The organism is Streptomyces sp. NPDC088762 (assembly GCF_044750905.1).
Lineage (GTDB): Bacteria > Actinomycetota > Actinomycetes > Streptomycetales > Streptomycetaceae > Streptomyces.
The window spans coordinates 1-21,738 of record NZ_JBIVKT010000030.1 but is presented as its reverse complement, the minus strand read 5'-3'; the positions used below and the strand labels follow the sequence as shown (position 1 = coordinate 21,738).

Sequence of the window (21,738 nt, the reverse complement as noted above, 5' to 3'; positions counted from 1 at the left end):
CTTCGCATGCTGCGCCTCGGTCGCACGATCACTCGGCCCGCGCCGCGCCTGCTCACGCAGGGACTGCAACTCGGCCACGCGCCCGCGGGCGTCCGCCGGTGGGGTGAGCGGCTCATCGGTGATGGTCATGAGGGGTGCTCCTCGTACGTCGTGCGGAAGAAGTCATCGGTGCGCGGCCTGCGGGGCCGCGTCGGAGGCCGCCGGTGCGGCGGCTCGGGGCAGGGCGATGGCGGTGATCAGGAGGCCCCGGCGGGCCATCCACGTGCCGCTGAAGCCGGTGAGGCGGGTGCCGTCGACCGTGGGGCCCGGTACCAGCAGGCGGGCGTGGAAGGTGCCGGCCTCCGCGTCGGCGGTGATCATCACCTCGTCGAAGTCCAGCCACCGGCCGGTGATCGGGTACCAGGCCTTGTAGACGCTCTCCTTGGCGCTGAACACCAGCCTGTCCCAGTGCACATCGGGACGCCGCAGGGACAGCTGGGTCAGCCAGAGGCGTTCCTCGGGGATCGTGACCAGCGCGCGCATGCCCGCGTTGGAGATCGGCTGGTTGGGCTCGGCGTCCACGCTGATCGCCGCCAGGTCGGTGGCGCGCGCCACCGCCGCGGCCCGGTAGCCGGCGCAGTGCGTCATGCTGCCGACGATGCCCTCGGGCCAGCCGGGCGCACCGCGGGTGCCGGGCAGGATGGGGGCGGGCGGGACGCCGAGCCGGGCCAGCGCCTTGCGGGCGTTGCCCCGTACCGTCGCGAACTCCCTCCGGCGCTCTGCGGTGCTCTCGGCCACCAGGGCCTTCTCCTGCGGGTACAGCACGGATTCCGGCAGGTCCCCGAAGGTTTCGGCCGATACGGCCGTGTCGGGCAGCAGTTCCTCGATCACGAACGGTCCCCCTGTCGTCCTCGCGTGTGTCCGCGGTCGTCGTGCGTCCCCGCCCGGGCGGGCAGGATGCGTACGAGCCCGCCCGGCCCGCCGGGGCGCCGGCTCCACTCGCGCGGGTAGCCCAGCGAGACCTCCTCGAAGGGGACCCCGTCGCGGTGGATGGTGCGGCGGATGTGCAGGTGGCCGTAGACCATCGCCGCGGCGCCGAACCGGCGGTGCCAGTCGGCGGTCGCCTCGGTGCCGCACCACAGGGCGAACTCGGGGTGCCAGAGCACGTCCATGGGCTCGCGCACGAGCGGGTAGTGGTTGACCAGTACGGTCCGGGTGCCGGCGGGGAGGGCCGCGAGCCTGGCCTCCGTGGCGGCGACCCGGGCCCGGCACCAGGCTTCCCGGCTCGGGTAGGGGTCGGGGTGGAGCAGGAACTCGTCGGTGCAGACGACACCGGCGTCCTCCGCCCGCCGGAGCGCGACCTCCTTGGAGGTCACTCCCGGCGGGCGGAACGTGTAGTCGTACAGCAGGAAGAGCGGGGCGACCGTGACCGGGCCGCCCTCGCCCTCCCAGACCGGGTAGGGGTCCTCGGGGGTGACCACGCCCAGCGAACGGCACATCTCCACGAGGTGCCGGTAGCGCTGCTCCCCGCGGAGCTGGAGGGGGTCCTCGCGCGGTGTCCACAGTTCGTGGTTGCCGGGCGCCCAGACGACCTTGGCGAACCGGCCGGCGAGCAGGCGCAGGGCCTCCTCGATCTCGGAGGCGATCTCACCGACGTCGCCGGCGACCAGGAGCCAGTCCTCGTCCGTCTCCGGCCGCAGCTCGTCGAGGATCCGCCGGTTCTCTTCGTAGTGGATGTGCAGATCGCTGATGGCGAGGAGCGAACCGCCCGTTTTCCGTGCGCTGTTCGGCATGGCGGATCCCGTCAGACCGCGACCGGGCGCGCGGTGGCGCGGGTGCGGATCGCGGAGAGGACGGCCTCCTGCTCGTGGACGAGGTAGAAGTGGCCGCCCGGCAGCACCTTCAGCTCGAACCCGGCGTCGGTGTGCTCCGCCCAGCCGCCGACGCCTTCGACGTCGACCCGGGGGTCGCTGTCCCCGACGAGGGCCAGGACCGGGCAGGTGAGGGCGGGCCCGGGCCCCATCCGGTAGGTCTCCACGGCCTGGTAGTCGCCCCGGATGGCGGGGAGGATCATCCGCAGGATCTCCTCGTCGCCCAGGAGGTCGGCGTCGGTGCCGCTGAGCGCCTTCAGTTCGGCCACCAGGCCGTCGTCCGACCGCTTGTGGACGTTGGCCTCGCGCTGGAGGTGCGGGGCCCGGCGCCCGGAGACGATGAGGGCCGACGGGGCGGTCCCGCGGGCCTGCAGCCTGCGCGCCACCTCGAAGGCCACCAACGCGCCCATGCTGTGCCCGAACAGGGCCGTCGGGCGGTCGTCCCCGGACTCGCCCAGCTGCTCCACCACGTGGTCGGCGAGGACGCCGACGTCGGTGATGACCGGCTCGGACCGACGGTCCTGGCGGCCGGGGTACTGGACGGCCAGCACCTCGATGTCCGGCGCGAGGGCGCGGGAGACCGGGAAGTAGAAGCTGGCCGAACCGCCGGCGTGCGGGAGGCACACGAGGCGCGTCGGGGCCTCGGGGGCCGCGTGGAAGTTCCGTATCCAGAGATCGTCGGTCATGAGTGTGTTCTTCTCCTGCGTCTTCCTGGGTGTTCCTGTGGCTGGTTCCGCTACGCCTTGCGGAAGACGTCCTTCACGGCGATCTTCCCGTCGCGGATGGTGAAGAGGTCGACGGCCCGGTCGAGGACCTTGCCCTCCGGGGAGTTGACGGTGAATTCGAGGATGACGCGGTCCTCGACCTCGAGGAGCTCGCCGTATTCCAGCGTGATCCCCTTCGCCTCGTATTCCTTGCGCAGGCCGATGATCTTGTCGAGGAAGGCCGGGATCTCCTCACGCGTGTACGTGGTGCCCGGCTCGGCGCCCTCCGCCATGATCCAGCGGCCGTCGTCCGTGAAGCAGGCGGCGGCGGCCTCGATGTCGTCCCGCAGACCGGCCTCGAAGAAACGGTTGACGATGTCCTTGCCCTTGCCCATGGCTGTGGTGCCCTTCTTTGCTGTGGTGGGTTGTGTGGGATGTGCGGCGGGTCAGGCCATGCGGACGGGAAGCTTTTCCAGGCCGCGGAACTGCGCCGTGTAGCGCCATTCGAGAGCGGCCGGCTCGACGGTCAGCCGCCAGTCCGGGAACCGCTCCAGAAGCTTGGTGAAGATGATTTCGCCTTCGAGGCGGGCGAGCGGGGCGCCCAGGCAGTGGTGCACGCCGTGCCCGAAGGACAGGTGGGAATGGGCCGCCGGACGGGTCACGTCGAGCCGGTTCGGGTCCGCGTACTTCTCGGGATCGCGGTTGGCCGACATCAGCGCGATGAAGACGATCTCGCCCTCGGGGATGGTGACGTCGCCGACCTCGACGGGGCTCGTGGTGTAGCGGATCGTCGAGAGGTTCAGGGGGCTCTCGTAGCGGAGGAACTCCTCGACCGCGCCGGGGATCAGGGAGGGGTCGGTGCGCAGCTGCTCCAGCTGGCCGGGGTGGTCGAGGAGGGCCAGCACGCCGCTGCTGATCATGTTCGCGGTCGTCTCGTAGCCTGCGTTCATCACCAGGAAGATCGTCGACATCAGCTCGGTGTCGGTGAGCCGCACCCCGTCGTCGTCGGCCTCGATCAGCGCGGAGACCATGTCCTCCCCGGGGTTGGCCCGCTTCTCGGCGACGAGCTGCCCCAGGTAGGCGAAGGCCTGGCCGAGGGCCTTCTGCTTCTCCTCCGCGGAGATGTCGACGCTCGCGAGGGCGCCGCTCCACGTCTTGAAGTCCTCGAACCGCTCCTCGGGGACACCGAGCAGGTTGCCGATGACGTAGATCGGCAGCGCGAGGGCGATGTCGTCGACGAGGTCGAACTCCTCGCCGGGGACAATCCGGTCCAGCAGTGCGTCGGTGGTCTGCTCGATCCACGGCCGCATCTTCTGCACGCGGCGCATGGTGAACGCCTTGCCGATCAGCTTGCGCAGCCGGGTGTGCTCGGGCGGGTCGCTGAACAGCATGCTGCGCGGCTGCTCGGTGGCCTTGAAGTCCGGGTCCACGGACTGGGCCGTCACCACCGCCGGCAGGTTCACCGCGTCCTTGGACAGGCGCGGATCGGCCAGCAGCGCACGGCCGTTCTCGTAGTCGGTCACGACCCAGGCGTGGAGTTCGGTGGCGAGGGTCTTGACCACGTGGCGGCGTACGGCGCCCTCCTCGCGGAGCTTCTCGTACGTGGCGTAGGGGTCCTGCACGAAGCTCCAGCTGAGCAGGTCGACTCCGCCTGCTTCGATGGTCGTTCCGATGGACAAGGGAAGGTCCTTTCCGAGGGTCGTGCTCATACGAGCCCGGCCAGCCAGTGGTCGACGGCCTTCGCCGTCGATTCCGCGAATTCCTCGATGACGGTGAGGTGGTCGCCGGCCGTGGCCACCTCGGTGTGCGGCAGCGGCCATCCGGCGCGCCGGCTGCCGAAGGGGGTGGCGCCGGGCTCCAGCAGGAAGTCGGCCGCACGCACGACCAGCGTCGGCGCGGTGGCCGCCGCCGCGGGCGTCCAGTCTTCGAACAGCGACAGGTAGCGGCCCATCGCCATCAGCTTCGTGTCGTCCACCATCGCGACCAGCTCGGGCCGGGCGGCCAGCTGCTGGAACAGCGAGACCTGGAGCTCGCCGGTCTCGGCGTCGCCCGGCAGATAGGTGTCGAGCAGGACGACACCCTCGGCCCGGGGCCCGCCGTCGGCGTCAAGGGCCTGCGCGACGGCATGCGCGAGCCAGCCGCCGGAGGAGTAGCCGACGAGGACGAACGGGCTGCCGCCGGCTGCCTCCCGCACCGCCGCCGCCTGGTCGCGTACGGCCGCGTCCAGGGTGGCGGGCAGCCCCTCACCGTGCTCGTAGCCGGGCAGCGGCAGCGCGCGGACGGTGTGGCCGTCGCCGAGGGCGGCGGCGAGGCGGGTGTACTGGAGGGGGCTGGCCGGGGCCACGAAGGACGGCAGGCAGATCAGTACGGGGCTCTCCCCGCCCGCCGCCCGGCCGTCGTCGGCCGCCGAGAAGCGGACCGGCCGGCGCACCGCGCCGCCCGCCGGCTCCTCGGCGGCCAGCCGCGAGGCGGCGGCCAGGAACCGGATGCCCTCCGGGCCGCGGCCCGCCAGGCACGCCCGGCGGAAGCGTTCCACCAGCCCGTCCGCCGGGGCGGAGGAGGCGGAGGCGGGAGCGGCGGGAAGGGTGGCGAGGAGGTGCTCGGTGAGAGCGGCGATCGTGGGGTGGTCGAAGACGTCGGCGGCGTTCAGCGCGATGCCGGACGCGGCCCGGATCCGGGCGCGCAGCTCGACGACCGCGATGGAGTTGATCCCCATGTCGGTGAACGACTGCCGGTCGTCGATCGCGTCCCGGTCGGAGTGCCCGAGGACGGCGGCCACCTGCGTACGGACCAACTCGGCCAGATCCAGCGGGCCTTCGGGAGCAGTGGGCGCGACCATCGGCGCATCGCCGTCGCGCGCCCCGGCGGACCGGGCGAGGGAGGCGCCGTCGGGCCAGTAGCGCTCGTGCTGGAAGGCGTAGGTGGGCAGATCGACGCGCCGGGCGCCGGAGCCCGCGTAGTACGAGGCCCAGTCGACGGACGCACCGGTGACGAACAGCCGGCCGAGGGAGGTGATCAGCTGCTCCGCCTCGGGACGGCCCTTGCGCAGCGCGGGGACCGCCGGGATCTCGGTGATGTCGGCGGCCAGCGTGGACAGGACCGCGTCGGGGCCGAGCTCGAGGAGGGATTCGACGCCCTGGGCCTCGAGGGTGGTGACCGCGTCGGCGAAGCGGACCGGGTGGCGGACATGGTCGACCCAGTACTCGACCGACGTCAGCTCCTGAGCGGTGGCCAGACGGCCGGTGACCGTGGAGACGAACGGGATCCGGGGAGCATTGAAGGTCAGCCCGGTGACGACCTTGCGGAAGTCCTCCAGCATCGGCTCCATCAGCGGCGAGTGGAACGCGTGGCTGACGGTCAGCTGCTTGAACTTCACGCCCAGCGAGCCCGCGATCTCCAGGACCTCGGCCTCAACACCCGCCAGAACCACGGACGTCGGACCGTTGACCGCCGCGATACCGACCGTCTTCTCACGGCCGACGAGCAGCGGAAGAACCCGCTCCTCCGACGCCTGCACGGCGACCATCGCACCACCCGCGGGCAGCGCCTGCATCAGCCGACCACGCGCCGACACCAGCGCCGCAGCATCCTCCAGCGACAGGACACCCGACACGTGCGCGGCAGCGATCTCACCGATCGAATGACCCGCCACGACCTCCGGCTTCACACCCCACGACTCGACCAGCCGGTACAGCGCCACCTCGAGGGCGAACAGAGCCGGCTGGGTGTTGCCGGTGTCATCCAGGCCCTCACCCGAGAAGATCACCTCTCGCAGCGAACCGTCCAGGTGCGACAGCACCTCGTCGAAAGCAGCCGCGAAGGCAGGGAAGGCCTCGTACAGCTCACGACCCATACCGGCCCGCTGAGCACCCTGACCCGTGAAGAGCACACCGAGTCGACCGGACCCGGCCACACCCTCGACGACCTCGTCACCGACGACAACCGCCCGGTGCTCGAACAGCGACCGCGACGCCACCAGCGACGCGCCGATGTCCACCGGCCGGGCATCCGAACCGGCCACGAACTCCCGCAGCCTCTCCACCTGCCCCTGCAGCGCACCTGCCGACCGGCCACTGACCACGAACGGGGTGACAGCCGGGGCAACGCCCTCGGCCACCGGCTCCTCAATCTCCGGAGCCTGCTCCAGCACCACGTGCGCGTTCGTCCCGCTGATCCCGAAGGCGGAGACACCCGCCCGGCGCGGACGGCCGGTCTCCGGCCACTCCCGGGCCTCGGTCAGCAGCTCCACTCCGCCTGCCGACCAGTCCACCTCCGGCGTCGGCTCGGTGACGTGCAGGGTGCGGGGCAGGGTGCCGTGGCGCATGGCCTCGACCATCTTGATGACGCCCGCGACCCCGGCGGCCGCCTGCGTGTGGCCAAGGTTCGACTTCACCGAGCCCAGCCACAGCGGCCGGCCCTCTGGGCGCTCCCGGCCGTACGTGGCGAGGAGCGCGTCCGCCTCGATGGGGTCGCCGAGCGGGGTGCCCGTGCCGTGGGCCTCCACCGCGTCGACGTCCGCCGGTGTCAGCCGGGCGTTCTCCAGGGCCTGGCGGATGACGCGGCGCTGCGAGGGCCCGTTGGGGGCGGTCAGGCCGTTGGACGCGCCGTCCTGGTTGACCGCCGTACCCCGGACGACCGCGAGGACCCGGTGCCCGTTGCGCCGTGCGTCCGAGAGGCGCTCCACGAGCAGCATGCCGACGCCCTCGCCCCAGCCGACGCCGTCCGCGTCCGCCGAGAACGCCTTGGACCGGCTGTCGGGGGCGAGCCCCCGCTGGCGGCTGAACTCGATGTAGCCGGAGGGGGTGGACATGACCGTGACACCGGCGGCGAGCGCCATGGAGCACTCGCCGGCGCGCAGCGCCTGCACGGCGAGGTGCAGGGCCACGAGCGAGGAGGAGCAGGCGGTGTCGAGGGTGACCGCCGGGCCGGTCAGGCCCAGCGTGTAGGAGATCCGGCCGGAGGCGACGCTGGCCGCGTTGCCCGTGATGAGCAGGCCCTCGATCTCCTTCGGCGGGTCGGTCAGGAGCAGGGGGTAGTCCTGGCCGTTGCCCCCGACGAACACGCCGGTCTTGCTGCCCCGCAGGGTTTCGGGGGCGATGCCGGCCCGTTCGATCGTCTCCCAGGCGACCTCCAGCAGCAGCCGCTGCTGGGGGTCCATGGCGAGTGCCTCGCGCGGGGAGATCCGGAAGAAGCCCGGGTCGAACCGGTCGGCGTCGTAGAGGAAGCCGCCCTCCTTGGCGTACGTCGTACCGGAGTTGGCGGGGTCCGGGTCGTACAGGTCCTCGGGCCAGCCGCGGCCCTCGGGGAAGGGGCCGACCGCGTCGACGCCGTCGGACACGAGGCGCCACAGGTCCTCGGGCGAGCCGACTCCGCCGGGGAAGCGGCAGGCCATGCCGACGATGGCGATGGGTTCCCGGGTGGCCTCCATCAGTTGCTGGTTCTGCTGCTTGAGTCGCTCCACGTCCTTGAGTGAGGACCGCAGCGCGGTGACGAGCTGTTCGTTGAGTTGGGTCATGACGCTCTCTCGGGTGCGTAGGGGCGGGTGGTCGTCAGGCGGCAGGGCCGCCACCCGCCAGCAGCAGCAGGCTTTCCGCGTCCATGGCGTCGATCGCATCGATGGCGTCGACACCCTCGCGCGTGTCGCCGGCGCCGGCCGCGCCGTCGGCCGCTGCGCCACCGTGGGCGGCCGCCTCCGCGTCGGAGCCGGCGAGCCCGAGCAGCAGGTCGAGGAGTCCCGCCCGGCGGACGCGGTCGAGGGGGATCGAGGTGAGCAGCTCGCGCAGCTCCCGCTCCTGCGGGTCCTCGGTGTCGTCGGCCGCGCCGCGGAGCTGCGGGAGCAGTTCGGCGCGGAGGAAGCCGGCGACCGCTTCCGGGGTCGGGTGGTCGAAGACGAGGGCGGCCGGCAGGCGCAGGCCGGTCGCCCCGTTGAGCCGGTTGCGGAGATCGATCGAGGTCAGCGAGTCGAAGCCGAGCTCCTTGAAGGCGCGTTCGGGATCGACGCTTTCCGGGCCGCTGTGGCCGAGTACGCGGGCGACCTGGGTCCGGACCAGTGCGGTGAGTTCTCCCATCTGGGCCTCGGCGGGCAGTGCGGCCAGGCGCTGGGCGAGCGACTGCCCCTGTTCCCCGGCGTGGTTGGAGGCGCTGCGCCGGTTCGCGGCCGGTACGAGGGCCCGCAGGACGGGGTGCAGGGTGTCCGTCTGCCGGGACAGGACGGCGGTGTCGAGCGGGGCCGGTACGAGCACCGCGCGCCCGGTGCGGTTGCCGTGCCCCACGGCGGCGTCGAAGAGGGCCAGGCCGTGCTCGGGGGTGAGCGGCACGATGCCGGTGCGGCGCAGTCGGGTCAGGTCCGCTTCGCCCAGCTCGCCGGCCATGCCGCCGGCGCCGCCCCACGCGCCCCACGCGAGGGAGAGCGCGGGCAGTCCCGCGGCCCGGCGCTGTTCGGCGAGGGCGTCGAGGTAGGCGTTGGCGGCCGCGTAGTTGGCCTGCCCGGCGCCGCCGAGCACACCGGAGACGGAGGAGTACAGGACGAACGCCGACAGGGTGAGGCCGCGCGTCAGCTCGTCGAGGTTGCGGGCCGCGTCGGCCTTGGGGCGCAGGACGCGGTCGAACCGGTCGGCGTCGAGGGATGCCACGACACCGTCGTCGGTGACGCCCGCGGTGTGGACGACCGCCGTGAGCGGGTGCTCGTCCGGTACGGCGGCCAGCAGGGCGGCGAGCGCCTCGCGGTCGGCGGCGTCGCAGGCGGCGACCGTCACGTCGGCGCCGAGCCCGGTCAGTTCGTCGGCCAGCTCCCGGGCGCCGGGCGCGGCGAGGCCGCGGCGGCTGGTCAGGAGGAGGTGCCGCACGCCGTACGCGGTCACCAGGTGGCGGGCCAGCAGACCACCGAGGGCGCCCGTGCCGCCGGTGATCAGGACGGTTCCCTCGGGGCCGCCGAAGGCGCCGGCCGTGTCCCCGGCGGCGTCGGTGCGGGTGCGTACGAGGCGGGGGGCGTGGGCGATCCCCGCGCGCAGGGCGAGCTGGGGCTCGTCCGTGGCGACGGCGAGGCCGGCCGCGGTGGAGACGTCGGGCGTGTCCGTGTCCACGAGGGTGAAGCGGCCCGGGTTCTCGCTCTGCGCCGACCGGATCAGACCCCAGACGGCGGCGGCGGCCGGGTCGGCGGGGCGGGAGCCGCCGTCCGTGGCGACCGCACCGCTGGTCACGAAGACGAGCCGGGAGTCCGCGGACCGCTCGTCGGCGAGCCAGCCCTGGACCAGCTCCAGCGCGGACCGCGTGGCCGTACGCACGTCGTCGGTGGCGTCCGGGGAGGCCACCGCCACGGCGGGAAGGGTGTCGAGCTCCGCCAGCTCCCGGGCGGAGCGCAGGACCCGCGCCTCGACCGGCTCGACGGAGCGGGCGTCGGTGACCGGCAGCCAGTCCAGCTGGAAGAGCCCGTCCTGGCCGGCGGTGGTGCCGGTGGTGCGGAGCAGCTCCTCGGGCCGTACGGCCTGCCAGGTCAGCGCCTTGACGGTGGCGACGGGGGCGTTCTGCGCGTCGACCGCGTACACGGCGAGGGAACCGTCGTCCCCCGGGGTGATCCGGACCCGGAGCGAGGTCGCGCCGGTCGCGTGGACGCTGATGCCGGACCAGGTGAGGGGGGTGATCGCCGCGTCGGCGTGCGCGTCCGGCGGGACCACGGCGGCACCGGTGACGACGGCGGCGTGCAGGGCCGCGTCGAGCAGGACGGGGTGCAGGGCGAATTCCTGGGCCTCGGCGTGCTGCTCGTCGGCGAGGTCGACCTCGGCGAACAGCTCGCCGCCCGAGGTCCACGCGCGGCGCAGGCCCTGGAAGGCGGGGCCGTAGCCGTGTCCGCGCGCCGCGAGTCGCCCGTAGGCGTCCTCGACGTCGACCTCCGTCGCCCCGGCCGGCGGCCAGGTGCCGAGGGGTGCCGGTGCGGAGCCGCCGGTCGCGGCCAGGAGTCCCTCGGCGTGCTGGGTCCAGGGCTGGTCCTCGCCGTCGGGGCGGGAGAAGACTCCCAGCGCGCGGCGGCCGGAGGCGTCCGCGGCGGCGACGATCAGCTGGAGCTGAACGGTTCCCTGCTCGGGCAGGACCAGCGGCGCGGACAGGGTGAGCTGCTCGACGGTGCCGCAGCCGACGCGGTCCGCGGCCTGGACGGCGAGTTCGGCGAAGGCCGCGCCCGGCAAGGTCGCGGCGCCCAGGACCGTGTGGTCGGCCGGCCAGGCGTGGGCGGCGAGGGAGACCCGGCCGGTGAGGACCAGGCCGTCGCCGTCGGCGAGCTGGACGGCGGAGCGCAGCAGCGCGTGCCCGAACGCGGCCTCCACCGTCGTGCCGGGCTCGGTGATGAGCCAGTAGCGGTCGTGCTGGAAGGCGTAGGTGGGCAGGTCGACGCGCCGGGCGCCGGAGCCCGCGTAGTACGCCGCCCAGTCGATGGAGACACCGGTGACGAACAGCCGGCCGAGGGAGGTGACGAGCTGCTCCGGCTCGGGGCGGCCCTTGCGCAGCGCCGGCGCGGTCGTGAGGCCTTCGGCCTCCGCGGCCATGGCGGACAGGACGGCGTCGGGGCCGAGTTCGAGGAGGGACTCGACACCTCGTGCCTCGATGGTGCCGAGCGCGTCGGCGAAGCGGACGGGACGGCGGACGTGGTCGACCCAGTAGTCGACCGAGGTCAGCTCCTCCGCCGTTGCCGGCCGGCCGGTGACCGTGGAGATGAGGGGGATCCGCGGGGCGTTGAGCGTCAGCCCCGCGACGACCTTGCGGAAGTCCTCCAGCATCGGCTCCATCAGCGGCGAGTGGAACGCGTGGCTGACGGACAGCTGCTTGGACTTCACGCCCAGCGAGCCCGCGATCTCCAGTACGTCGGCCTCAACACCTGCCAGGACGACGGAGGTCGGGCCGTTGACGGCAGCGATGCCGACCGTCGTCTCCCGGCCGGCGAGCAGCGGAAGAACCTGCTCCTCCGACGCTTGGACCGCGACCATCGCACCGCCGGCGGGCAGCGCCTGCATCAGCCGACCACGCGCCGCAACGAGAGCCGCAGCGTCCTTCAGCGACAGCACACCGGAGACGTGCGCGGCAGCGATCTCACCGATCGAGTGACCCGCCAGAACCTCCGGCTTCACACCCCACGACTCGACCAGCCGGAACAGCGCCACCTCAAGCGCGAACAGCGCCGGCTGCGTGTTCCCGGTCTCATCCAGTCCCGCACCCGAGAAGATCACCTCACGCAGCGAACCGTCCAGGTGAGACAGCACCTCGTCGAAAGCGCTCGCGAAGGCGGGGAAGGCCTCGTACAGCTCACGGCCCATACCGGCCCGCTGCGCGCCCTGACCCGTGAAGAGCACACCGAGTCGACCGGACCCCGCAAGGCCCTCCACCACCTCGTCGCCCACGAGGACCGCCCGGTGGTCGAACACCGCGCGTCCGGTGGCCAGCGACCAGCCGATGTCCACCGGCCGGGCGTCCGAGCCGGCCGCGAAGTCCCGCAGCCGCTCGATCTGGTCCTTCAGCGCGCCGGCCGTACGACCCGACACCACCTGCGGGGTGACCGCGGGGGCCACTCCCTCGTCCTCGGCGGTCTCTTCGGCGGCCGGGGCCTGCTCGAGCACCACGTGGGCGTTGGTCCCGCTCACACCGAACGAGGACACCGCCGCGCGCCGCGGACGGCCGGTCTGCGGCCATTCCCGCGCCTCGGCCAGGAGTTCCACCTGGCCCGCCGACCAGTCGACTTCCGGCGAGGGCTCCCCCACGTGCAGGGACTTGGGCAGGATGCCGTGGCGCATGGCCTCGACCATCTTGATGACGCCGCCGACACCGGCCGCGGCCTGCGTGTGCCCGATGTTGGACTTCAGGGAGCCGAGCCACAGCGGCTCCTGGCCGTGCCGCTGGCGGCCGTAGGTCGCGAGCAGCGCGTCCGCCTCGATCGGGTCGCCCAGCCGGGTGCCCGTGCCGTGCGCCTCCACCACGTCCACGTCGGCGGGCGACAGGCGGGCGTTCTCCAGGGCCTGGCGGATGACGCGGCGCTGCGAGGGCCCGTTGGGGGCGGTCAGGCCGTTGGACGCGCCGTCCTGGTTGACCGCCGTACCCCGGACGACCGCGAGGACCTGGTGCCCGTTGCGCAGCGCGTCCGAGAGGCGCTCGACCAGCAGCATGCCGACGCCCTCGCCCCAGCCGACGCCGTCGGCGTCCGCCGAGAAGGACTTCGAGCGGCCGTCGGCGGCAAGACCGCGCTGGCGGCTGAACTCGACGAAGGTGCTGGGGGTGTGCATGACGGCCACACCACCCGCGAGGGCCATCGAGCACTCCCGGTTGCGCAGGGCCTGCCCGGCCAGGTGCAGGGCGACCAGCGAGGAGGAGCAGGCGGTGTCGACGGTGACCGTCGGACCGGTCAGGCCGAAGGAGTAGGCGAGGCGGCCGGAGATGACGCTGCCGGCGTTGCCGGTCATCAGGATGCCTTCGAGGTCCTGCGGGATGTCGCGGACCGGCGGGGCGTAGTCGTAGTACATGACTCCGGCGTAGACGCCGATGTCCGTGCCGCGGACCGACGCCGGGTCGATTCCGGCTCCTTCGAAGGTCTCCCAGGTGGTCTCGAGCAGGAGCCGCTGCTGCGGGTCCATGCCCAGGGCCTCGCGCGGCGAGATGCCAAAGAAGCCCGCATCGAACTTGTCGGCGTCGTGGAGGAAGCCGCCCTCACGGGTGTAGCTCTTGCCCGTGTGGTCGGGGTCCGGGTCGTACAGGTCCTCGTCCCAGCCACGGCCGGTCGGGAAGGTGGTGATGGCGTCCGTGCCGTCGCTCACGAGCCGCCACAGGTCGGCGGGCGAGCTCACGCCGCCCGGGTAGCGGCAGGCCATGCCGACGATGGCGAGGGGCTCTTCGCCGCGCGTCTCCAGTTCCTGGACCCGCTGGCGGGCCCGCCGGAGGTCGGCGGTGACCTTCTTCAGGTAGTCGACGACCTTTTCCTGCTGGTTCTTCTCGGTCTGCACCGTGTCACTTCCTCTGCCGCGAGGGGCGGATGTATCGAAGGTTCCGAATGTCCGTGACCTCACGCGAGGTCGAATTCTTCGTCGATCAGGTCGAGCAGCTCGTCCACGGACGCCCCGTGGATGTCGTCCTCGGAGAAATCGCCGGCCTTGGCGCCCGTTCCCGAGGATTCGCGGAGGCGGAGCAGGAGCTTCTCCAGTCGCTCCGCGGCGGCCTCGTACTCGGAGGCGTCGCCCGCGGCGGCCGACATGCTGGCCTCCAGGCGGTCGATCTCCTCGGCGAGCGAGCCCACCGGGGACGCCCCGGCCACCGGGATCTCCTCGAGCAGGTATCCGGCGACCGCTGCGGGCGTCGGGTAGTCGAAGACGAGCGTCGCGGGCAGCCGCAGGCCGCTGACGGCGTTGAGCCGGTTGCGCAGTTCCACGGCCGAGAGCGAGTCGAACCCGAGCTCGTTGAACGCACGGGTCTGGTCGACCGCCTCGTGCCCGGAGTGTCCGAGGACGGCCGCGACCTCACCCCGTACGAGGTCGACCAGCGCCTGCTCGCGTTCGGCGCCGGCGAGAGCGGCGAGCCGCTGGGCGAGCGGGGCCGGTCCCTCCGTGCCCGCGCCACCGGCGGCCGCGGCGGTTGCCCGTCGCGCCGTCACCCGTACGAGGCCGCGCAGCAGCGGCGGCAGGTTCTCGCCGAGGGCCCGCAGGGCGGTGGTGTCGAAGCGGACCGGAGCCAGCAGGTTGCGGTCCTCCGCGACGGCCGCGTCGAACAGTGCCATGCCCTCGGCCTCGGACATGGGGGTCACCCCGCCCTTGGCGACGCGCTTGCGGTCGGCCTCGTCGAGGTGGCCGATCATGCCGTGGTCCCACAGGCCCCAGGCGAGCGAGGTCGCCGGCAGCCCGGCCGCGCGGCGGTGCTGGGCGAGCGCGTTGAGGAACGCGTTGCCGGCGGCGTAGTTGGCCTGTCCGGGCGGGCCGAGGATGCCCGAGACGGAGGAGTAGAGGATGAAGGCGCTCAGGTCCAGCCCGGCCGTCAGCTCGTGGAGGTTCCACGCCGCGTCGATCTTCGGCTGGAGGACGGCGTCCAGCTGGTCGCCGGTCATCGACACGATGATGCTGTCGTCCAGGACACCGGCGGTGTGCACCACCGCGGTCAGCGGGTGCTCGGCCGGCACTCCGGCCAGCAGCTGCGCCACCGCGCCCCGGTCGACCACGTCGCAGGCCGCGAAGGTGACGTGCGCACCGAGGCCGGTCAGTTCGGCCTCGAGCTCGGCCGCGCCGGGCGCCTTCGCACCGCGCCGGCTCACCAGCAGCAGGTGCCGTACGCCCTGCTCGGCCACCAGGTGGCGGGCGAGCAGCACGCCGAGGCCGCCGGTCGCGCCGGTCACGAGCACCGTCCCCTCGGAATCCCAGGGGGTGGACTGCGCGGCGGGGGCCGTCTCCACCTTGGCGAGCCGCGGGGCGCGGGCTTCCCCGTCGCGGATCACGAGCTCGTGCTCGCCGGTCGCGAGCGCGGCCGGCAGGAGCCGCCGGGACGCGTCGGTGCCGTCCAGGTCGATCTGGGCGAAGCGGCCGGGGTTCTCGGTGCTCGCGGAGCGGAACAGGCCCCAGGCACCGGAGAGTACGAGGCCCTCCAGCCCGGCCGCGGCGTCGGCGGCCACGGCGTCGCTGGTCACCAGCACCAGCCGGGACGACTCGAACCGCCGGTCCGCGATCCACGCCTGGGCCAGTTCGAGGGCCCGGTGCGTGGTGGCACGGGCGATCCCACCGAGGTCGGCGCCGCTGGCGCCGTCCGCGGAGGCGGACAGCGGGAGGAGCACCACGGACGGTACCTGCTCGCCCGCGTCCACGGCGGCCCGCAGGGCGGGCAGGTCGGCGTGGGCGCGCAGGGCGCCGGCCGGGTCCAGCACGGCCCCGATGCCGAGGCCGTCGGTGCCGAGGACCGCCCAGGTGGCCAGGTCGGTGTCCGTGGCGACGGCTCCGCCGGCCGGCGTCCACTCGACGCGGAACAGCGACTCGTGGTGGGTGACACCGGCGCTGCGCAGCATGTCGGCGGACACCTCGCGGGAGAGCAGCGCCCCGACCGTGGCGACCGGCGTGCCCACCGGGTCGGTGATGGCGAGGGACACCTCGTCCAGCCCGGTTTCCGCGGTCGTACGGGTCAGCCGCACCCGCAGTGCGGTGGCGCCCGTGGTGTGCACGGCGACCCCGGACCAGGAGAACGGCAGGCCCGGCTTCCCGTCGGCCTCCGCGACACCCGGCAGCAGGACGTGCAGGGACGCGTCGAGGAGGGCGGGGTGCAGGGTGAAGCGGCCGGCGTCGGCGCGCTGCGCGTCGGGCAGCGCGATCTCGGCGAACAGTTCCCCGTCGGAGGACCGCCAGGCGCGGGTCAGGCCCTGGAAGGCGGGCCCGTAACCGTAGCCCTGGTCGACCAGGCGCCCGTACACATCGGCCAGGTCGATCTCCATCGCACCGGCGGGCGGCCAGGCGGCGGAGAGCGGCGCGGTGGGCGCCGGGACCGAGCCGGTGGCCAGGATGCCGTTGGCGTGCTGGGTCCAGGTCTGGTCCTCACCGTCGGCCCGGGAGAAGATGCCCAGCTCACGGCGGCCGGAAGCGTCGGCTCCGGCAACGGTGATCTGGAGCTGTACGCCTCCCCGCTCCGGCAGCACCAGCGGTGCGGCGAGCGTGAGTTCCTCGACGGAGTCACAGCCGACCTGGTCACCGGCGCGGACGGCCAGCTCCACGAAGGCGGTGCCGGGGAGCAGGACGGTACCGAAGACGGCGTGGTCCGCCAGCCAGGGGTGCGACTGGAGCGACAGCCGCCCGGTGAGCACCGCACCTTCGCCGTGGGCGAGCTCGACGGCGGCACCGAGCAGCGGGTGCCCGGCCTCGTCGAGCCCGGCCGAGGTGACGTCACCGGTGGCGGCCGGGGGCAGCAGCCAGTAGGAGTCCTGGTGGAAGGCGTAGGTGGGGAGGTCGACGCGCCGGGCGCCGGAGCCTTCGTAGTACGCAGTCCAGTCGACCGGGACGCCCCGGGTGAACAGCCGGCCGAGGGAGGCGATCAGCTGCTCGGCCTCGGGACGGCCCTTGCGGAGGGCGGGGACCGTGACGGCCGTCTCGGTGACCTCGGCCGCCAGGGCGGACAGGACACCGTCGGGGCCGAGTTCCAGCAGGGACTCGACGCCCTGGGCCTCGAGGGCGGCAACCGCGTCGGCGAAGCGGACCGGGCGGCGCACGTGGTCGACCCAGTAGTCGACCGACGTCAGCTCCTCGGCCGACGCCGCCTGACCCGTCACCGTGGAAACGAACGGGATCTGCGGAGCGTTGAACGTCAGCCCGGCAACAACCTGGCGGAAGTCCTCCAGCATCGGCTCCATCAGCGGCGAGTGGAACGCGTGGCTGACGGACAGCTGCTTGAACTTCACGCCCAGCGAGCCCGCGATCTCCAGGACCTCGGCCTCAACACCCGCCAGAACCACGGACGTCGGACCGTTGACCGCGGCGATCCCGACGGTCGCCTCGCGGCCTACGAGCAGCGGAAGAACCCGCTCCTCCGACGCCTGCACGGCGACCATCGCACCACCCGCGGGCAGCGCCTGCATCAGCCGACCACGCGCCGACACCAGCGCCGCAGCGTCCTCAAGTGACAGGACACCGGAGACGTGCGCAGCGGCGATCTCACCGATCGAATGACCGGACACGACCTCGGGCTTCACACCCCACGACTCGACGAGCCGGTAGAGCGCGACCTCAAGGGCGAACAGAGCCGGCTGCGTGTTCCCGGTCTCGTCCAGGCCCTCACCCGAGAAGATCACCTCTCGCAGCGAACCGTCCAGGTGGGACAGCACCTCGTCGAAAGCGCTCGCGAAAGCGGGGAAGGCCTCGTACAGCTCACGGCCCATACCGGCCCGCTGAGCACCCTGACCCGTGAAGAGCACACCGAGTCGACCGGACCCGGCCACACCCTCGACGACCTCGTCACCGACGACAACCGCCCGGTGCTCGAACAGCGACCGCGAGGCCACCAGCGAGGCACCGATGTCCACCGGCCGGGCGTCCGAACCGGCCACGAACTCCCGCAGCCGAGCGATCTGGCCCTTCAGTGCACCGGCCGTACGGCCGCTGACGACGAGCGGGGCGACAGCCGGGGCGACACCCTCGGCCACCGGCTCCTCGACCTCCGGAGCCTGCTCCAGCACCACGTGTGCGTTCGTCCCGCTCACGCCGAACGACGAGACCGCCGAGCGGCGCGGACGGCCGGTCTCCGGCCACTCCCTCGCCTCCGTGACGAGCTCCACTTCACCCGCCGACCAGTCGATCATCGGGGAGGGCTCGTCCGCGTGCAGTGTCTTCGGCACGACGCCGTGCTGCATGGCCAGGACCATCTTGATGATTCCGGCCGCGCCCGCCGCGTGCTGCGTGTGCCCGATGTTGGACTTGACCGAGCCCAGCAGCAGGGGCTGCCCCTCCGGACGCTCCTGGCCGTAGGTCGCGAGCAGCGCCTCCCCCTCGATCGGGTCGCCCAGCCGGGTACCCGTACCGTGCGCCTCCACCACGTCCACGTCCGCCGCCGTCAGGCCGGCTCCGGCCAGCGCCTGGCGGATCACCCGCTGCTGCGAGGGGCCGTTGGGGGCCATGAGGCCGTTGGACGCGCCGTCCTGGTTGACGGCCGTACCCCGTACGACCGCGAGCACCTTGTGCCCGTTGCGCCGGGCGTCCGAGAGCCGCTCGACCAGCAGCACGCCGACGCCCTCGGCCCAGCCGGTGCCGTCCGCATCGGCCGAGAAGGCCTTGCAGCGCCCGTCCGGGGCCAGACCGCGCTGCCGGCTGAACTCCACGAAGAGGGTGGGCGTGGACATGAGCAGTGCGCCACCCGCCAGGGCCAGGTCGCATTCGCCCGAGCGCAGGGCCTGCGCCGCGAGGTGCAGCGAGACCAGGGAGGACGAGCAGGCGGTGTCGAGCGTGATCGCCGGGCCGGTGAGGCCCAGGTGGTACGAAATGCGGCCGGAGGCGATGCTGTTGGCGCTGCCGGTCAGCAACTGGCCCTCGAAGGTGGGGACCTGGGCGAGCACGCCGCCGTGGTCCTGGCCGCTGACGCCGACGAACACGCCGGTCTGGCTGCCGCGCAGCGAGACGGGGTCGATGCCCGCCCGCTCGATGCTCTCCCAGACGGTCTCCAGGAGCATCCGCTGCTGCGGGTCCATGCCGAGCGCCTCGCGCGGCGAGATCCCGAAGAGGGCGGGGTCGAAGCGGTCGACGCCGTCGACGAAGCCGCCTTCGCGGGCGTAGCTCTTGCCCTTCGCCTCCGGGTCGGGGTCGTAGATGCCGTCGACGTCCCAGCCGCGGTCGGTGGGGAAGCCGCCGATGGCGTCCACTTCGTCCGTGACGATGCGCCACAGGTCTTCGGGCGAGGTGACACCGCCGGGCAGCCGGCAGGCCATGCCGACGATGGCGATCGGGTCGTCGTCCACGACGGCCGTGGCCCTCGGGGCGGGGGTGGGGGCGGTCCCGGTCCCGGCGAGTTCGCCGCGCAGGAAGCGGGCGATGTCCGCCGGCGTCGGGTAGTCGAAGATCAGGGCCGCGGGCAGGCGCAGACCGGTGGCGCCGTTCAGTTCGTTGCGCAGCTCGACCGCCGTGAGGGAGTCGAAGCCGAGCTCCTTGAAGGCGCGGTCCTGGCCGATGGCCGCGAGGTCGCTGTGACCCAGTACGGCCGCCACGTGGCCGCGTACGAAGTCGATGAGGACCCGCTCGCTCTCGGCGTCGCCGAGCCCGGCGAGCTGCTGGGCCAGCGCGTTGGCGGCGGTGCTGTCGGTGCCGGCCGAGGCGGCCTTGCGCCGGGGGGCGCCGCGTACGAGACCGCGCAGCAGCGCGGGCAGTCCGTCGCCCAGGGAACGCAGGACGGACAGGTCCAGGCGGGTGGGCAGGGCCCAGGCGAGCCCGGAGCCGACGACGGTGTCGAAGAGCTCCATGCCGTCGGCCTCGGCCAGCGGCAGCATGCCGGCGCGGGCGATCCGGTCCACGTCGTTCTGGGACAGGCTGTCGGTGATACCGCCGGTCTGCGCCCACAGACCCCAGGCGAGCGCGGTCGCGGGGAGCCCGGCGGCACGGCGGTGACGGGCGAGCTCGTCGAGGAAGGCGTTGGCGGCGGAGTAGTTGGCCTGGCCGGGGCCGCCGAAGGTCGCGGCGGAGGAGGAGTAAAGGACGAAGGCCGTGAGGTCCAGGTCCTCGGTGAGCTCGTGGAGGTTCCACGCGGCGTCGACCTTGGGCCGCAGGACGCGGTCGAGCTGCTGCGCCGTCAGGGTCGCGGCGATGCCGTCGTCGAGTACGCCCGCGGTGTGGACGACGCCCTTCAGGGGCTGTTCGGCGGGGACGGAGGCGAGCAGCGCGGCGAGCGCGTCGCGGTCGGCGACATCGCAGGCGGCGAAGGTGACGTGCGCGCCGAGCGCGGTCAGTTCGGTCTCCAGCTCGGCCGCGCCCGGAGCCTGGCCGCCGCGCCGGCTGACGAGCAGGAGGTTGCGTACGCCGTGCTCGGTGACGAGGTGGCGGGAGAGCAGGGTGCCCAGGTCGCCGGTCGCGCCGGTGATCAGCACGGTGCCTTCGGGGCCGAAGGCCGGCTGCGGGGAGTCGCCGTCGGCCGGTGCCGGGAGGGCCAGGCGGGCGAGGCGCGGGGCGAAGGCGGCGCCGTCGCGCAGGGCCAGCTCGGGCTCGCCCGTGGCGAGGGCGGCGGCGATCGCCTCGGCCTGTGCGTCCGCAGCGCCCGCGGTGTCCACGGCGTCCGTGGGGTCGAGGTCGAGGAGGACGAAGCGACCGGGGTTCTCGTTCTGCGCGGTCCGCAGGAGACCCCGTACGCCGGCCAGGGCCAGATCGCCGGGCTGGTCGGAGTCGGGCGATACGGCACCCCGGGTCAGCACGACGAGCCGGGAGTCCTCGTACCGCTCGTCGCCCAGCCACTTCTGTACGAGCTCCAGCGCACCCAGCGTCGCGGCGCGCAGGGCGGCCGCCGGGTCGGACGTCTCCGGCGGGGTGAGTGGCGCGAGGAGCACGGCGGGCACCTCGGCGGATCCGTCCTCGAGCGCCGGCCAGCCCGTCGGCTCACCCAGTCCGGTGAGGCCGGGGAACCCGGCGTCCGCGAGGACCGCCCAGGTGTCGGTCGCCGGCACGGTCGGCGTGGTCGGCACGGGGGTCCAGGCGAGGTGGAAGAGGGCGTCGTTGCCGGTCTTCCCGGCGTTGCGCAGCGCCTCGGCGGAGATGGCCCGGGACAGCAGGGATTCGACGGTGACGACGGGGGCGCCCGTGCCGTCCGAGGCGACCAGCCGGAGCGTGTCGGCTCCGGTCAGGGTCAGCCGTACGCGCAGCACGGAGGCTCCGGCGCCGTGGACGGTGAGACCGGACCAGGAGAACGGCAGTCCGCCCTGGCGGTCGTCGTCGACCACGCCGCGCAGCAGCGGGTGGAGGGCCGCGTCGAGGAGCGCCGGGTGCAGGGCGAACTGGGCGGCGTCGGTGCGCTGCTCGTCGGGCAGGGCGACTTCGGCGTAGATCTCGCCGTCGGGCGACCGCCAGGCGCGGCGCAGGCCCTGGAAAGCGGGACCGTATCCGTGTCCCTGCTCGGTGAGCCGCTCGTACGCGCCCTCGACGTCGACCTCGGTCGCACCGGCCGGGGGCCACACGAGCAGCCCGGCGGGCGCGGGGACGCCGGCGTTCACCAGGCTGCCGGTGGCGTGCTGGGTCCAGGGCTGGTCCTCGCCGTCGGGGCGGGAGTGCACGGCGATCGCACGACGGCCGGAGGCGTCGGGTCCGCCGACGGTCAGCTGGAGCTGAACGGCACCGCGCTCGGGCAGGACGAGAGGCGCGGCGAGGGTGAGCTCCTCGAGGGTGTCGCAGCCGACGCGGTCGCCGGCCTGGGTGGCGAGCTCGACGAAGGCCGTGCCCGGCAGCAGCACCGTGTCGAGGATGGCGTGGTCGGCCAGCCAGGGGTGGGTCTGGCGGGAGAGCCGTCCGGTGAGGATCAGGCCCTCGCCGTCGGCGAGCTCGACGGCGGCGCCGAGCAGCGGGTGGCCCGCGGCCGAGAGACCGGCGGAGGACACGTCGCCCATGCCGGTGGTCGGCATGAGCCAGTAGCGCTCGTGCTGGAAGGCGTAGGTGGGGAGGTCGACGCGCCGGGCGCCGGAGCCTTCGTAGTACGCAGTCCAGTCGACCGGGACGCCGGTGACGAACAGCCGG

General features: G+C 73.3%; 7 protein-coding genes and 1 pseudogene. All 8 read right to left on the bottom strand.

The features are described from left to right. Positions 1–162: 162 nt before the first annotated feature. On the bottom strand, positions 163–870 hold the full coding sequence (locus tag ACIP5M_RS35620) for a 4'-phosphopantetheinyl transferase (protein ID WP_401205177.1): 708 nt from the start codon (positions 868–870) through the stop codon (positions 163–165). After that, positions 867–1,772 (bottom strand): metallophosphoesterase family protein, encoded by a 906-nt coding sequence (locus ACIP5M_RS35615; protein ID WP_401205175.1) that lies wholly within the window; start codon positions 1,770–1,772, stop codon positions 867–869. Before ACIP5M_RS35615 ends, ACIP5M_RS35620 begins: the two co-directional genes overlap by 4 nt. A gap of 11 nt (positions 1,773–1,783) precedes the next feature. Then, entirely contained in the window at positions 1,784–2,536 is a 753-nt protein-coding gene (locus ACIP5M_RS35610; RefSeq protein ID WP_401205173.1) for a thioesterase II family protein, read from the bottom strand. Between the two features lie 50 nt (positions 2,537–2,586). Then, a complete protein-coding gene (locus tag ACIP5M_RS35605) occupies positions 2,587–2,949 on the bottom strand; it encodes a nuclear transport factor 2 family protein (RefSeq protein ID WP_401205170.1) in 363 nt (120 codons plus the stop codon). A gap of 51 nt (positions 2,950–3,000) precedes the next feature. Beyond that, positions 3,001–4,233, bottom strand: coding sequence for a cytochrome P450 (locus tag ACIP5M_RS35600; protein ID WP_401205167.1), 1,233 nt, complete (start codon positions 4,231–4,233; stop codon positions 3,001–3,003). Between the two features lie 26 nt (positions 4,234–4,259). Beyond that, positions 4,260–8,069, bottom strand: coding sequence for a type I polyketide synthase (locus ACIP5M_RS35595; RefSeq protein ID WP_401205165.1), 3,810 nt, complete (start codon positions 8,067–8,069; stop codon positions 4,260–4,262). A 34-nt stretch (positions 8,070–8,103) separates the two neighbouring features. Next, positions 8,104–13,476: pseudogene (locus ACIP5M_RS35590) on the bottom strand (type I polyketide synthase); the annotation flags it as partial. A gap of 113 nt (positions 13,477–13,589) precedes the next feature. Next, positions 13,590–21,738: type I polyketide synthase (locus ACIP5M_RS35585; RefSeq protein ID WP_401205163.1), on the bottom strand; the 8,149-nt coding region annotated here is incomplete at its 5' end.

Bases quoted from the DNA above. Each gene is read 5' to 3' on its own strand.
- ACIP5M_RS35615 (WP_401205175.1), bottom strand. From the start codon at position 1,772: ATGCCGAACAGCGCACGGAAAACGGGCGGTTCGCTCCTCGCCATCAGC.
- ACIP5M_RS35610 (WP_401205173.1), bottom strand. From the start codon at position 2,536: ATGACCGACGATCTCTGGATACGGAACTTCCACGCGGCCCCCGAGGCC.
- ACIP5M_RS35605 (WP_401205170.1), bottom strand. From the start codon at position 2,949: ATGGGCAAGGGCAAGGACATCGTCAACCGTTTCTTCGAGGCCGGTCTG.
- ACIP5M_RS35595 (WP_401205165.1), bottom strand. From the start codon at position 8,069: ATGACCCAACTCAACGAACAGCTCGTCACCGCGCTGCGGTCCTCACTC.